Source organism: Plantactinospora sp. KBS50, assembly GCF_002285795.1.
In the GTDB taxonomy this organism is placed as follows: Bacteria; Actinomycetota; Actinomycetes; order Mycobacteriales; family Micromonosporaceae; genus KBS50.
Genome location: NZ_CP022961.1, coordinates 1,036,909 through 1,050,984, shown reverse-complemented (window position 1 = coordinate 1,050,984; position 14,076 = coordinate 1,036,909). Strand labels below are relative to the sequence as shown.

Here is a 14,076-nt window from a genome sequence, read left to right as displayed (position 1 = left end):
GCACGGTCCGGCCGGCGGTGGCCGGGTCGTCCCGCTCCGGCCCGATCTCGACGCACGGACCCGCGGTCCACCACGGCTCGATCGCGGCCAGCGTCTCGTCGCCGAACGGGTTCACCCCCGGGCCGGCCGCCAACGCGTGCCCCAGGTGGACGTGCAGGCATTTCACCCGCCCGGGCATGCCGCCGGCCGACACGCCTTCGATCTCCGGCACCCGGCCGATCTTCTCCCGGCGGGCCAGGTAGTCCTCGTGCGCCGCGCGGTACCGCGCCGCCAGTTCCGGGTCGGCGGCCAGCCGCGCGGCCATCTCCTTCATCAGGCCGGCCGACTCCAGCCGGCTGCACGCCCCGGTGGCGCGCGGGCAGGTCAGGTAGAACAGGGTGGGGAACGGCGTACCGTCGGCCAGTCGCGGCGTGGTCTCCACGACGTCCGGCAGCCCGCACGGGCACCGGTGTGCCACCGCCCGGGTGCCCCGGGGCGGGCGGCCGAGCTGCGCGGCCACCACGGCCAGGTCACGGTCGTTCGCCTCCGCGCGCTCCGGCAGCGGTACGTGGTCGGCAGCGCTCATTGCACCGGCTGGTTCTCGCTGTTGGCCGCCTGGATGCTCGACCACAGCGTCTCGGACCACGGCGCCGCCGGGCCGGTCCGGGTGGCGGCCGGGTCGTGACCGGCGTCGCGGGCCGCACCGGCCGGATCGTCCAGCGGGATCAGCGGGGTCTCACCCGGCTCGACCATGTAGAACCGCGTCTTGGCCTGGGTCTTGATGTACTCCGGGTCCTGCCAGAGCGCGGCCCGGTCGCTGAGTTCCCCGATCCGCTTGCGCTGGGCGTCCTGCGCCGCCTCCAGCCGGGCGATCTCGGACTGCTGGTTGAGGTACAGCCGGACCGGATACGTGTACGCCAGGGCCAGCGCGATGAGCACCCCGAACAGCACGGTGGCCCGTCCGGTCACCCGGCGCGGCGCGGGTGCGCTGGTGCGTTCGGCGGCACCGGTCGCGGCGGCCCGCCGGGCGCTCGCCGGCCGGTTCGCCGAGCGGGCGGCGTCGCGGCCCGGCGCGGGGCTGCGCACCGAGCCGAGCCGGCCGGACGCCCGGACCCGGGGTTCGCGGCCGGTCCCGCGCGCCGCCGGCCGGCCGGGCTGGCGCGCGGGCCGCTGCCCACTGGGTGTACGGCGCTGGTTCATGACCGGTCTGGTCCTCTTCTCACTGTGCCGCGGCATGGCCGACGTCCTGGTCGGCCCGGTCCGGGTGGGTACGGGACCGGAGCGCACCGGCCCCGTACCGGACCTGGTCAGGCGGCGGAACGGTACCGCGGGAAGGCGCCGGCACCGGCGTAGCGCGCGGCGTCGGCCAGTTCCTCCTCGATCCGCAGCAGCTGGTTGAACTTGGCGACCCGCTCGGAGCGGGCGGGCGCGCCGGTCTTGATCTGCCCGCAGCCCATCGCCACCGCGAGGTCGGCGATGGTGGTGTCCTCGGTCTCGCCGGAACGGTGGCTCATCATGGTCTTGAACCCGGCCCGGTGCGACAGGTCCACCGCGTCGAAGGTCTCGGTCAGCGAACCGATCTGGTTGACCTTGACCAGCACCGCGTTGGCGGACTTCTCGGCGATGCCCCGGGCGATCCGCTGCGGGTTGGTGACGAACAGGTCGTCCCCGACGACCTGGATCCGCTCGCCGACCGAGGCGGTCAGCGAGCTCCAGCCGCTCCAGTCGTCCTCCGCCAGCGGGTCCTCGATCGACACGATCGGGTATCCGTCGAGCAGCTTGTGGTAGTACGCCGCCATGTCGTCGGCGGACTTCCCCGCGCCCTCGAAGGTGTAGACGCCGTTGTCGTAGAACTCGGTGGCCGCCACGTCCAGGGCGAAGACGATGTCCGTGCCCACCCGGTAGCCGGCCTTCTCCACCGCCTCGGCGATCAGGTCGAGCGCCGCGGAGTTGCTCGGCAGGTCGGGGGCGAAGCCGCCCTCGTCGCCCAGCCCGGTGCTCAGGCCGCGCTTCTGGAGCACCGACTTGAGCGCGTGGTACACCTCGGCGCCGCTGCGCAGGGCCTCGCTGAAGCTCGGCGCGCCGATCGGCGCGATCATGAACTCCTGGATGTCGACGTTCGAGTCGGCGTGCGCGCCACCGTTCAGGATGTTCATCATCGGCACCGGCAGCAGGTGGGCGTTCGGGCCGCCCAGGTACCGGAAGAGGCTCAGCTCGGCGCTGCCGGCCGCGGCCTTGGCGACCGCGAGCGAGACGCCCAGGATCGCGTTGGCGCCCAGCCCGGACTTGTCCGCCGTACCGTCCAGGTCGAGCATCTTCTGGTCGATCAGCCGCTGCTCACTGGCCTCGTAGCCGATGAGCTGGTCGACCACCTTGTCCTCGATGTTGCTGACCGCCTTCTGGACGCCCTTGCCCTGGTACCGGCCCTGGTCGCCGTCGCGCAGCTCAAGCGCCTCGTAAGCACCGGTGGACGCACCGGACGGCACGGCCGCCCGCGCCACTGTGCCGTCGTCCAGCCCGACCTCGACCTCGATGGTCGGGTTGCCGCGCGAGTCGAGAATCTCCCGGGCGACGATTCCCTCGATGGTGGCCACTGTGTCGCTCCTCGTTGTCGTGTCTTGCGATCGCGGGCCGCGACGGCGCGGCCGAGGCACACGCAGCGTATCGCTTCCGGCATCCGCACCCGGGCGGTGCCCGGCAGACGTGTCCACCTGACGGACCCGGCCGGGCGGGGCGCCGGAATGGGTGCGCAGGTTGGGAACGGGTTTGCGCGGGATCCGGGCCGTCGGCCAGGCTGGGCGGTATGCCATGGGAGACCACCTCGCCGCGCCGCATCCGGGGGCCGGTCCTCGCGGGTGCGGTGGCCGCCACGGTGCTGCTCGGCGGCTGTCAGCAGCTTGATGACGCGGGGAGCACGCTGCCCAGCACGGACCTGGTCAACGACCTGGCCAGCCGGCTGTCGGCCGCGGCCGACCTGATCTACTCGGCCGAGTACGCGCTGCCCGACGGCGCCGCCGGCACCATCTCACAGGCCCAGGGCCACGCCGGGCGGCGTACCGGTATCCCGGCGGCATGATCACGATAAGTACCGACTCGGTGGCCCGGTGCGTGACCGCGGGTCCGCGGCCGAGCTGTGTGCTGGAGCCGCCCCCGCAGCCGGTCGAGCCGGCGCCGGCCACCACGGTCGAGGCCGCCAGCCACGCCGGCCTGGTCACCCCGCCGGTGGTGATCGCGCTGCTCACGGCGACCGCCCTGGACCCGGCGGCGGTGGTCGAGCAACGGGACACGACCGTCGCCGGGCGGCACGCCAGTTGCGTGGCGGTGCGGAACCTCGGCGACGCCCCCGCGTCGGCCTTCGACGCCTGCGTGACAAGCGACGGAGCCCTCGGCAGCTTCACCGGGGTGGTCGACGGGCGGTCGATGGAGACCGCGCTGAGCAGCTACCGCGAGGGCGTGGACGGCGCCGCCTTCGAGCTGCCGTCCGGCGCCGCCGTGCAGGACCGCCGGCACGGTACGTGACCGCCCGGCCGTCCACCGGATCGGGCGACCGGGCGAGGCGACCGGGCGAGGCGGGGCTATCGGCTCAGCAGGGTCCGGACGTGCCGGGGCGGCGGCGAGCCGTGCGCCAGCATCGCGTCGTGCCACTGCCGCACCGACGTACCCGCCGGCCGGGCCGCCGCGATCCCGGCCACCTCGGTGTAGCCGACGAAGTACGTCGAGAGCTGGGTGGCGGTCAGCAGGGACCGGCGCCACTTGCCGGCCGCCTCGCCCTCCTCCTGGAAGCCACGCTCGACCATCAACGCCATCCCCTCGGCCTCGGACAGCCCCTCGCAGTGCACGAGCTGGTCGAGGATGGCGTTGATGCTGGTCCGCAGCTGCATCTTGAGCTGCTGGAGACGGACCGGCAGCCCGCCGAACCCGGCGTCGGCCATCAGCTCCTCGGCGTACACGGCCCAGCCCTCAAGGAACGGCCCGGAGTGGCGGAGGGCGCGGACGGGGCTGCTGCCGGTGTGCCGGCGGGAGTGGGCGAGCTGGAGGAAGTGTCCCGGCATCGCCTCGTGCACGGTCAGGTTCCGCACCATGTGGTCGTTGTACTCGCGGTAGAACGACTCGACCCGCTGGGCCGGCCAGTCGGACGGGGTGGGCGCGATGCAGTAGAACGTCGGCAGCGGCGCGGTCTCCAGCGGGCCGGGCGCGTCGCAGTAGGCGACCGCCACCCCGCGGGCGAACTCCGGCATCTCCATCACCACGCACGGGTCGGCCACCAGCGACACCAGGTCGTGTTCCCGGACGAAGTCGGTGGTCTCGTCAAGCGTCCGTTTCGCCAGCGCCACGATGGACCCGTTGTCGGGGCGCTGTTCGGCGAGCCGGTCCAGCGCCCGGCGTACCGTCTCCGGGGTGGCGGGGCCGCCCACCAGCTCGACGGCCGCCGCGGTGATCTCCTCGGTCACCCGGTCGAGGTTGGCCCGGGCCAGTTCCAGCACCCGCGCGGCCGGCAGCTCGGTGTCCAGGGTGTGCCACAGCCGGGCCTCCCACAGCCGGCGACCGAGCCGCGGGTCGCGGCCCGGTCCGTCGTCGGCGCGCAGCCGCCCGCGCAGCCAGTCGGTGAAGGAGTCCAGCTCGGCGACGGCCGCCTGGGCGGCCGGCTCGACCTCCCGGCGCAGCGCCGGTGCCTCGGCCAGCAGCCGCGGCAGCTCGTCGCGGACCAGCGCGGCGGTGCCGGCGAACTGGCCGACCGCGGTCTCCAGGTGGATCCGGGGGATGTCGGTAAGCGTGGCCCGGGCGGTCGCCAACGCGTCGGGTACGGCGCGCAGCCGGCCGGCGAGGCTGGCCAGCCGCTCGTCCGCCGGGGCGAACGGGCGCGCGATCAGGGCGTGCAGCAGCGCGCCGGGGTTGTGCTCCAGCGGGTCCCACTCGGCCGAGCGCACCTCGGTGGATTCGAACAGGTAGCGGTCGACCAGCGCGGACAGCACCGCATGGTCCACCTGTTCGGTCGGATCGAGCAGCTCACCGTCCAGTTCGGACAGCGCGTTCGCGGCGTCCACCAGCATGGCGGCGTCCGCGGCGACGGCGCCACCGGACAGATCGGGCAGTCGGTCGTCGAACCGGTGGTCACCGACGGTGGCCGCCAGCTCGGGCCGGCTGGCCATCAGCGCGTCGACGATCCGCTCGGCGAGGGGCATGAAGTCCTGCACGGACCCAACCCTAGTGCGATCGGCGCGACTCGGCGGCGCGTACCTCGTCGGCGTGGACCAGCGCCGCCGCCCGCAGCGCGGCCTCGGGGTCCAGGCCGGCCGCGCGGGCCCGGGCGACCGCCGCGAGCAGTTCCGCACCGAGCCGCCGGTGCGGATCGTCCGGCGCCGGCTCCGGCAGCGGTACGTCGAGTCCGGCCCGGGTGGCCCGGTCGAGGATCTTGGCGGCCAGGGCGAGCGCCGGCTGGCTGAGCGCGATCCCGTCCAGCGCCGAGCGGTCCGGCCTCTCGGTCCGCTTGATCCGCTCCCAGTTCTCGGTGATCTCCTCGACCGTGCCCACCTGCGCCCCGGCGAAGACGTGCGGATTGCGGCGGATCATCTTGTCCACCAGCCCGCCGGCCACGTCATCGACGGTCCACCGGTCGTCGGAGGGCAGTTCCTCGGCCATCCGCGCGTGCAGCACCACCTGGAGCAGCACGTCGCCCAGTTCCTCGCGCAGCGCGTCCAGGTCGCCGGCGCGGATGGCGTCGTACGCCTCGTACGCCTCCTCCAGCAGGTAAGGCGCGAGCGTCTGGTGGGTCTGTTCCCGCTTCCACGGGTCGCCGCCGGGCGACGCGAGCCGGTCCATCACCGCGACCGCGTCCAGCAGCCGGGCGCCGGGCGGGTCCCACGAGCCGTACAGCAGCTCCAGCTCGGCCAGCCCCGGTTCCCGGGCCAGCCGCATGCCCAGCTCCCGGGCCAGCGCCTCGTCACCGGCCGGACCGGCCAGCCACACCGTGTCGCCGTGCTCGGCGGCGGCGGCCAGCAGCTCGCGCACCGGCTCCGCGCCTGCGATCCGGACGCCCACGCCGGCCGCCCGCAGGGCGGTGACCTGCGGGCTCTGCTCGCCGGCCAGCACCGGTCCGGCCCGTACCGCGTCCCAGGCCGCGGCGCTCAGCAGACCCGCGGGCAGCCGGGGCGAGGTGACCAGCAGGACGATGCGCGGCAGGTCGGTCACGCGGCGGGCGCGACCGGCTGCGCCGTCACCGGCAGGTCGGTCACCGCGCCCGAGTCGGCGTCGCCGAGCGGAACGCTGACCGCCGGGGTGTCGCCGGTGAACGACAGCAGCGGGAAGTCCAGCGGCCGGTACCGGGGGTTGACCGTGATGTCCGCGTCCTTGATCGCGTCGGCGAGGCCCCGCTTCTGGGCCAGCGCCCCGCGCAGTTGGTCGCCGTCGAGCTGGCTGGCCGCCTCCTGCGTGCTCACCTGTGCCGGGATGACCCCGGCGGCCTTGCCGGCGGCGACCAGGTCGGTGAGTTCCTGCGCGCTGGGCGGCTGCGGCGCGGGCACCGGAAGCCCGGACAGGCAGCTGTACAGCTCGGCGACCTGCCGCGGGTAGGCCGTACCCGCCGGCAGGCCGAGCTGCTGGGCCGCCTGCTCGGCCGGAATCTGGTTGGTGGCCTGGTAGCCCTTCTCCGCGGCAACCCGCTGGCACGCCTCGCGCAGCACCAGCGTGCTCACCACCTGCGCGCGGGTGGGCAGCTCGGCGACCTGCTGGGGCGCCGCCGACGGATCGGCGGACGCGCCCGCGCCGTGCTGCCGCAGGTCGTCCAGGACCTGATCCACGGCGCTCTCGGTGATCCGATGGTCGCCGACGTAGGCGGCCACGGCGGGATCGGTACGGCAACCGGACAGCACGGTGACGCCGAGCACGGCGACGGCCGCGATCGGCACGAGACGACGAGCACGCATGGCGGTCACTCTCTCACGACCGGCCGGCGGCCGTGACGCGACCCGGGGCCGAGCCCTCGCCGACCGGCCCGAGCACATCGGCCAGCAGCTGGGCACACCAGTCCAGCAGGGCCTGGTCGCGCAGCGGTTCGCCGCCCACCCGGCGGGTGCTGGGGCGGGGGACGCTCACCTGGTCGGTGGCCGACTTGTAGACCGCGTCCGGGTGGTAGCGCTTGAGCCGTAGCTGCCTGGAGTCCGGCAGCGGCAGCGGGCCGAACCGGACATGCCGGCCCTGCACCGAGACGTCGGTGAGGCCGTACTGCCGGGCCAGCAGCCGGAACCGGGCCACCGCCACGAGGTTCTGTACGGGTGCGGGCGGCTCGCCGTACCGGTCGGTCAGCTCGGCGACGACCTCCCGCAGCCGGTCGGCGTCGCGGGCCTCGGCCAGCTTGCGGTACATCTCCAGGCGCAGCCGCTCGACGCCCACGTAGTCGTGCGGCAGGTGGGCGTCCACGGGGAGGTCGATCTTGATCTCGGCCTCCTCCTCCGGCCGCTCCCCCTTGAACTGCTGGACCGCCTCACCGACCATCCGGACGTACAGGTCGAAACCGACGCCCTCGATGTGGCCGGACTGCTCGCCGCCGAGCAGGTTGCCGGCGCCGCGGATCTCCAGGTCCTTCATCGCCACGTACATCCCGGCGCCCAGCTCGGTGTGCTGGGCGATGGTGGCCAACCGCTCGTGCGCGTGCTCGGTGAGCGGCTTCTCCGGCGGATAGAGGAAGTACGCGTACGCCCGCTCCCGGCCCCGCCCGACCCGGCCGCGGATCTGGTGCAACTGGGCCAGGCCGAGCATGTCGGCCCGCTCCACGATCAGCGTGTTGGCGTTGGGGATGTCGATCCCGGACTCCACGATCGTGGTGCAGACCAGCACGTCGAACTCCTTCTCCCAGAAGCCGACCATCACCTTCTCCAGGGCGTCCTCACCGAGCTGGCCGTGCGCCACCGCGACCCGCGCCTCCGGCACCAGCTCGCGGATCCGGCGCGCCGCCCGCTCGATCGACTCGACCCGGTTGTGCAGGTAGAAGACCTGGCCGTCGCGGAGCAGCTCGCGGTGGATGGCGGCGGCCACCTGCCGGTCGTCGTACGCCCCGACGAACGTGAGCACCGGGTGCCGCTCCTCGGGCGGGGTGGCGATGGTGGACATCTCCCGGATGCCGGTGATCGCCATCTCCAGGGTCCGCGGGATCGGGGTGGCCGACATGCTGAGCACGTCGACCGAGGCGCGCAGCGTCTTGAGGTGTTCCTTGTGCTCGACGCCGAACCGCTGCTCCTCGTCCACGATCACCATGCCCAGCGACTTGAACCGGGTGGCCGACTGGAGCAGCCGGTGCGTACCGATGACGATGTCGGCGCTGCCGTCGGCGGCCATCGCGAGGGTCTGCTCGGCCTCCTTCGGGGTCTGGAACCGGGAAAGCTGCCGGATCGCCACCGGGAACTGGCCCATCCGCTCGGCGAAGGTGTTGTAGTGCTGCTGGGCCAGCAGCGTGGTCGGCACCAGCACCGCCACCTGCCGGCCGTCCTGCACCGCCTTGAACGCCGCCCGTACCGCGATCTCGGTCTTGCCGTACCCGACGTCGCCGCAGATCAGCCGGTCCATCGGGACCGACTGCTCCATGTCCCGCTTGACCTCCTCGATCGCCGCGAGCTGGTCGGGCGTCTCGGTCCACGGGAACGCGTCCTCCAGCTCCCGCTGCCAGGGGGTGTCCGGCCCGAACGAGTGCCCCTGGGACGCCTTGCGGGCGGCGTACAACTGGATGAGCTGCGCGGCGATCTCCCGGACCGCCTTGCGGGCCCTGGCCTTGGACTTCTGCCAGTCCGACCCGCCCATCTTGTGCAGCGTCGGCTGCTCGCCGCCGACGTACCGGGAGAGCTGGTCGAGCTGGTCGGTCGGGACGAACAGCCGGTCGCCGGGCTGCCCGCGCTTGCTCGGGGCGTACTCGATGACCAGGTACTCCCGGGAGGCCCCGTTCACGGTCCGCTGCACCAGCTCCTGGTAGCGGCCGATGCCGTGCTGCTCGTGCACCACGTGGTCCCCGGCGCGCAGCTCCAGCGGGTCGATGGTGTTGCGGCGCCGGCTCGGCATCTTGCGCATGTCCCGGGTCGAGGACCCGCGCCCGCCGGTGATGTCGTTGCCGGTCAGCACGGCCAGCCGGCTCGCCTCGTCGAGGAAGCCGTGGTTCAGCGACCCGCAGGCCACCAGCAGCCCGCCCGGCTCCGGCGGCTCCGGCAGGGCCTCGGTGGGCACCGCGCCCAGCCCGGCGTCCCGGAGCACCTCCACGGCCCGCTGCGCCGGCCCGTGCCCCTCGAACACCAGCGCGATCCGCCAGCCCTCCCCGGCCCAGCGCTTCAGGTCCTCCACCACCCGCGCCGTCTCGCCGTGGTAGAGCGGCGTGGCCTGGGCGCCGAGGGTCAGCGCCACCCCCTCGTCCGGGGTGACCTCGACCGGTTCCTCGTCCGCCAGCCAGGGCTCGGGGGTGGCCGCCGGCCCGGGCGCGGCCAGCCCGAACGGTGACACCGACCACCAGGGCTGGTGCAGCGCGGCCGCCACCGCCCGGACGTCGGCCAGGCTGCGGAACGCCGCCGCGCCCAGGTCCACCGGCGCCGCCGCGCCCACGGCCGCGGCGGCCCAGCTGGCCTGGAGGAACTCCTCCGAGGTACGCACCAGGTCGTGCGCCCGGGTGCGGATCCGCTCCGGGTCGCAGAGCAGTACGTGGGTGCCGGCGGGCATGCAGTGCGAGAGCAGTTCCAGGCTCTCCGGGCCGAGCAGCGCCGGGGCGAGCGACTCCATCCCCTCCACCGGGATGCCCTCGGCGAGCTTGTCCAGGATCTCGACCAGCTCGGGATGCTCCTGCGCCAGCTCGGCCGCCCGCCGCCGGACCTGCGGGGTGAGCAGCAGTTCCCGGCAGGGTGGCGCCCACAGTTGCGGCACCGGCTCGATGGTCCGCTGGTCGGCGACGGCGAAGGTGCGGATCTCCTCCACCTCGTCGCCCCAGAACTCCACCCGGGACGGATGCTCGTCGGTGGGCGGGAAGACGTCCAGAATGCCGCCCCGGACGGCGAACTCGCCGCGCTTGGTCACCAGGTCGACCCGCGCGTACGCCATGTCGGTCAGCCGGCGGGCCACCGCCGCCAGCTCGGCCTCCACGCCGACGGCCAGCCGGATCGGCTCCAGGTCACCGAGGCCGCGCAACTGCGGCTGGAGCACCGAACGGATCGGCGCCACCACCACCCGCAGCGGCCCGGACCAGCCGTCCGGCCCCACCTCCGGGTCGCCGGCCGGACCCGATCCGCCGGCGCCGCCGGTCGCGCCCTGCGGCCGGGCCACCGGCACGCCTGCCCCCGGGTGCGCCAGCCGGCGCAGCACGGCCAGCCGCCGGCCGACGGTGTCCGAGCGCGGGGACAGCCGCTCGTGCGGCAGCGTCTCCCAGGACGGGAAGACGGCAACCTGGTCGGGGGCAGCAGGCTGCCCAGCGCGGCGGCGAGGTCGTCGGCCTCCCGGCTGGTGGCAGTGACCGCCAGCACCGGCCGGCCCGCGCCACCCCGGCCCGGATCCGCCGCCACCGCGGCCACCACGAACGGCCGCAGTGCCGGCGGGGCGGTCAGGTCCAGCCCGTCGGCCAGCGCGAAGTCGCCGCGGGCGAGATCGCGGGCGCGGGTCAGCGCGGAATCGTCGAGGGCCGCCGTCAACAGGCCGGCGAGCGTCGTCATGATCACAACCTTCGGGGAACACGACAAATGCCCCTCATCCACAAACGGACGGGGGTTGCCCCACGAGAATATCCCCTGCCAGCCGGACGGCCGCCGCACCGACCATGATCGCCCGCCGGGAGGCGGTCGCCGAGACGGATCGGCTCAGACACGCCGCCACACAATCACCCTCAGTTTCACCTTCACTGCGTAACGTGTCCGTCATGCCGAGCGCGGAACACGAGTCGGCGGTGGCGCTGGCCAAACTGGACCCTGGCCTGGTGGCCTGGCTGCTGACGAACATATTCAACATCAAGGTCCCCGACTACCACCACGCCCGCACCCATGCCACAGATGTACGGGTACTGGTTCCCCGCACCTACCACGCCGACAGCATGCTGCTGTTTTGTGACCCAGGCGACCAACCCTTGCTCACGGTGGTGCTGGAAATCCAACGCGGCTGGGATTCCAGCAAACGGCGGATGTGGAAGCTGTATGTAGCTCAACTCGAGGCCGAGTTGGATGTTGATGCCGCCTTGCTGGTCTACTGCCCGGATCTGCGAATCGCGCGTCGCTACCGCGACCTTTTCGAGTTCGATGGGTTGTGCCTGTCGCTACGACCGATGATCTTCACGCCCAGCGACGTACCCTTGGTGGTGGACGCGGAACTGGCCCGAGCAAATCCGGCACTGACGGTGCTGTCGGCGATCTGTCACGGCTATGACGCCCAGGTGGAGGCGACCTTCCCGGCGGTGATGGCGGCGCTCCGCTCACTCAGTCCGAAGACGGCAATTTTGTACTATGACGTAGTGCTGGCCGGGCTGCCGACAGCGGCCCGGACTCGTTGGGAGGCGTTCATGACCACCGATGTCGGCTACGAATACCGCAGCGAACTCCTGCGCGAGCTCGCCGCCCAGCACGAAGAGGCCGGTGCGGCCCGGGGTGAGGCCCGGGGTGAGGCACGCGCGGTCCTGACCGTGCTCGAAGGGCGCAAGGTCACGGTGCCCGCCGAGGTGCGCGAGCGGATCCTCGCCTGCACCGACCCGGAGCAGCTCCACTCCTGGCTCATCCGGGCCATCACCGCCACCAGCATCGACGACGTCGTCACCGACTGAGTAGCGACGCCTCAGTAGCGCACCGCGATCCGCCGTTCGACGGCGTCCACGCGGACCGTGCCGCCGTACGGCAGGATCTGCTGCGGGTCGGTGTGCCCGATGTCCAGGTCGAACACGACGACGGCGTCCGGGGCGTACTCGGCCAGGGCGCGACACACGGCGGCGCGCTGCGCCTGCGCGTACGCCCGCTTCTCGGTGGCCGGGAGCGGGCGGGTGTGCTCCCACGCCTTCGCCCGGCCGACCAGGACGGCCGGAAAGCCGGCCAGCAGTCCCCGCTCGCCCATGTTGCGCAGGATCCGGTAGACCTCGGTGTCCGGCGGCAGCTCCTCGGACGTCTCGATCGCCAGCACGCATCCGGCGTAGGCCGGGTTCGGGCCGACCCGACCGGCCGCCAGCAGCCAGGACAGGATCTCCAGGTTGCCGCCCCAGAGCGCTCCCTGCACCACCCGGGCCGGGCCGGACCACCGCCAGCCCTCGGCCGGGAACATGGTCGGGGCGGTGTGGATGTACCCGGGATCGCGCCAGTCGCCGGGCTCGTCGGTCCATTCGGCCGGCGGCGTCAGCTCGTACCAGTCGGAGCCGAACAGGGCGGCGCGCAGCGAGTCCATGCTCACCGGGTGGCTGGCGCCGCCGCGGCCCAGGTGCACCAGCACCGACCCGCCGTGGTAGCCCACCAGGCCCAGTCCGAACAGGTGGTTGAGCAGGTTGGTGTTGTCCGAGTAGCCGAAGAACGGCTTCGGGTTGGCCCGCAGCACCTCGTCGTCCAGGTGCGGAACGACGGTGATCTGGTCGTCGCCGCCGACGGTGGCCAGCACCGCGGTGATCGACGGGTCGGCGAAGGCCGCGGTCAGGTCCCGGGCCCGGTCGGCGGGGCTGGCGCCCATCACCCGGGTGCTCGGGTACTCCACCGGCTCCAGGCCGAGTTCGTCGCGCAGCCGGCGCAGACCCAACGCGTACACCTCGGGGAACAGTGCCGGCAGGCCGGCGGAGGGCGACAGCACCGCCACCCGGTCGCCGGGCCGGGGCTTGGCGGGGTACCGGAGTTGCTGCATACCGGAGAAGCTAACGGCCCGGTCAACTGGGTTATACCGGACTAAACTGTCGAAAATGACCGACAGTGCAGCGGCCGGTCCCGGCGACAGCGCCGGCCACGGCGGTACGGGACAGCCAGCCGGCGCGGGCGACACCGGAGCCGGCCATCGCGACGGGGACGACCGGCCACGCCCCGGCCGGTTCCGCTGGGGACGGATCGCCGAACCGGTCCGCGACGCGGCCTTCCGGCGCGACCTGCTGCACGGCGCCGGACTGCTGCTGGGCACCCTGGTCATCGCCATCGGCTTCATCACCTCGTACGCCGGCGCGCTGCACAACCCGCACCCCCGGCGGCTGCCGGTGGCCGTGGTCGCCGGGGACACCGCCGCGCAACAACTGCTGGCCGGCGTCCGGACGCAGACCGACGCGATCCGGGCACGCACCTACGCCAGCCCGCAGGCCGCCGCGGACGCGCTCGGCACCCGGGACGCGTACGCGCTGCTCAGCGCCGGACCCGGCGGCCTCGTCCTGACCACCGCCAGCGCGGCCAGCCCGGCCGCCACCCAGACGATCACCACCGTGTTCACCACCGCGGCCCGCACCGCCAACGCGCCGCTCGACGTCACCGACCGCTACCCCACCTCGACCCAGGACCCGCGCGGACTGGTGCCGTTCTACCTCGCCATCGGTCTCGTGCTTGGCGGCTACCTGGCCACCGCGGCGCTCGGCGTCACCCTGGGTACGGCGCCCCGCTCGTTCGGCCGGGCCGGCCTGCGGATCGGGGCGTTCGCCATCTACTCGGCCCTGCTCGGGCTGGCCGGGGCGCTGGTCACCGGGCCCGCGCTGGGCGTCTTCGACCGGCACCTGGGCAGCATCGCCGTCGCCGGCATGCTCGTCGTCTTCGCCTCCACGCTGGTCGCCGCCGCGGTGCAGAGCTGGCTCGGCCTGGTCGGCACCGGCCTGGTGATCGTGTTGCTGGTGGTACTCGGCAACCCCGGGTCGGGCGGCATCTACGCGCCCGAGTTCCTGCCCGGCATCTTCGCCCAGATGCACCAGTGGAACATCCCCGGCCTGGCCACCGACCTGATCAAATCGGTGGCCTACTTCCCGGATCCGCAGGCCGCGCACTGGCCCCTGCTCGAACTGGTCCTGTGGGGGCTGGCCGGGCTCATCGCGCTGCTGTTCGCGACCGGGGTGATGGGCCGTGGACCGGCTCCCCGGCACCACCGGTAGGCCGGCCCGATCGCACCGGTGAGTCATTGTCGGCAGCCTCACCCACCGCCGGCACCCGTCCGGGCGAT

10 protein-coding genes and 3 pseudogenes are annotated in these 14,076 nt (G+C 73.4%); 4 read left to right on the top strand and 9 right to left on the bottom strand.

Going from position 1 to position 14,076, the window contains the following annotated elements; all coding sequences use genetic code 11:
• Positions 1-43: 43 nt before the first annotated feature.
• The 3 genes and pseudogenes from CIK06_RS04885 to eno all read right to left on the bottom strand — a co-directional run.
• Positions 44-565 (bottom strand): annotated as a pseudogene (locus tag CIK06_RS04885) (DUF501 domain-containing protein); the annotation flags it as partial.
• Positions 562-1,179 (bottom strand): septum formation initiator family protein, encoded by a 618-nt coding sequence (locus CIK06_RS04880; protein ID WP_095563816.1) that lies wholly within the window; start codon positions 1,177-1,179, stop codon positions 562-564. The gene CIK06_RS04880 and the pseudogene CIK06_RS04885, both read right to left, overlap by 4 nt.
• 107 nt (positions 1,180-1,286) lie before the next feature.
• Positions 1,287-2,573 carry a phosphopyruvate hydratase gene (gene eno, locus CIK06_RS04875; RefSeq protein ID WP_095563815.1) on the bottom strand — a complete coding sequence of 429 codons (1,287 nt, stop codon included), beginning with the start codon at positions 2,571-2,573 and terminating at the stop codon, positions 1,287-1,289.
• A 209-nt stretch (positions 2,574-2,782) separates the two neighbouring features.
• On the opposite strand from eno, the gene CIK06_RS30585 reads away from it, so the two are divergent.
• On the top strand, positions 2,783-3,055 hold the full coding sequence (locus CIK06_RS30585) for a hypothetical protein (protein ID WP_232534017.1): 273 nt from the start codon (positions 2,783-2,785) through the stop codon (positions 3,053-3,055).
• Positions 3,052-3,498 (top strand): hypothetical protein, encoded by a 447-nt coding sequence (locus CIK06_RS04870; RefSeq protein WP_232534016.1) that lies wholly within the window; start codon positions 3,052-3,054, stop codon positions 3,496-3,498. The genes CIK06_RS30585 and CIK06_RS04870 overlap by 4 nt, the downstream gene beginning before the upstream one ends.
• Positions 3,499-3,554: 56 nt before the next feature.
• On the opposite strand, the gene CIK06_RS04865 is transcribed toward CIK06_RS04870, so the two are convergent.
• The 5 genes and pseudogenes from CIK06_RS04865 to CIK06_RS32295 form a co-directional block, all read right to left on the bottom strand.
• Entirely contained in the window at positions 3,555-5,174 is a 1,620-nt protein-coding gene (locus tag CIK06_RS04865) for a DUF885 domain-containing protein (protein ID WP_095563814.1), read from the bottom strand.
• 10 nt (positions 5,175-5,184) lie between these two features.
• A complete protein-coding gene (locus CIK06_RS04860; protein WP_095567571.1) occupies positions 5,185-6,159 on the bottom strand; it encodes a nucleoside triphosphate pyrophosphohydrolase in 975 nt (324 codons plus the stop codon).
• 5 nt (positions 6,160-6,164) lie between these two features.
• A complete protein-coding gene (locus tag CIK06_RS04855) occupies positions 6,165-6,902 on the bottom strand; it encodes a hypothetical protein (protein ID WP_095563813.1) in 738 nt (245 codons plus the stop codon).
• A gap of 13 nt (positions 6,903-6,915) precedes the next feature.
• Positions 6,916-10,191, bottom strand: a pseudogene (gene mfd / locus CIK06_RS04850) (transcription-repair coupling factor); the annotation flags it as partial.
• 84 nt (positions 10,192-10,275) lie between these two features.
• A pseudogene (locus CIK06_RS32295) lies at positions 10,276-10,649 on the bottom strand (transcription-repair coupling factor); the annotation flags it as partial.
• Between the two features lie 203 nt (positions 10,650-10,852).
• Between CIK06_RS32295 and CIK06_RS04845 the strand changes: the two are divergent.
• Positions 10,853-11,743: a hypothetical protein gene (locus tag CIK06_RS04845; protein ID WP_095563812.1), complete on the top strand. Its 891-nt coding sequence runs from the start codon at positions 10,853-10,855 to the stop codon at positions 11,741-11,743.
• A gap of 11 nt (positions 11,744-11,754) precedes the next feature.
• On the opposite strand, the gene CIK06_RS04840 is transcribed toward CIK06_RS04845, so the two are convergent.
• On the bottom strand, positions 11,755-12,795 hold the full coding sequence (locus CIK06_RS04840) for a S66 peptidase family protein (RefSeq protein ID WP_095563811.1): 1,041 nt from the start codon (positions 12,793-12,795) through the stop codon (positions 11,755-11,757).
• A gap of 55 nt (positions 12,796-12,850) precedes the next feature.
• On the opposite strand from CIK06_RS04840, the gene CIK06_RS04835 reads away from it, so the two are divergent.
• Positions 12,851-14,008 (top strand): hypothetical protein, encoded by a 1,158-nt coding sequence (locus CIK06_RS04835; protein WP_232534015.1) that lies wholly within the window; start codon positions 12,851-12,853, stop codon positions 14,006-14,008.
• Positions 14,009-14,076 lie beyond the last annotated feature (68 nt).

What these genes read in the sequence shown, in the direction of transcription:
- CIK06_RS04840 (WP_095563811.1), bottom strand. Translation starts at nt 12,795, where the DNA reads ATGCAGCAACTCCGGTACCCCGCCAAGCCCCGGCCCGGCGACCGGGTG.
- CIK06_RS30585 (WP_232534017.1), top strand. Translation starts at nt 2,783, where the DNA reads ATGCCATGGGAGACCACCTCGCCGCGCCGCATCCGGGGGCCGGTCCTC.
- CIK06_RS04845 (WP_095563812.1), top strand. Translation starts at nt 10,853, where the DNA reads ATGCCGAGCGCGGAACACGAGTCGGCGGTGGCGCTGGCCAAACTGGAC.
- CIK06_RS04855 (WP_095563813.1), bottom strand. Translation starts at nt 6,902, where the DNA reads ATGCGTGCTCGTCGTCTCGTGCCGATCGCGGCCGTCGCCGTGCTCGGC.
- CIK06_RS04880 (WP_095563816.1), bottom strand. Translation starts at nt 1,179, where the DNA reads ATGAACCAGCGCCGTACACCCAGTGGGCAGCGGCCCGCGCGCCAGCCC.
- CIK06_RS04835 (WP_232534015.1), top strand. Translation starts at nt 12,851, where the DNA reads ATGACCGACAGTGCAGCGGCCGGTCCCGGCGACAGCGCCGGCCACGGC.
- CIK06_RS04870 (WP_232534016.1), top strand. Translation starts at nt 3,052, where the DNA reads ATGATCACGATAAGTACCGACTCGGTGGCCCGGTGCGTGACCGCGGGT.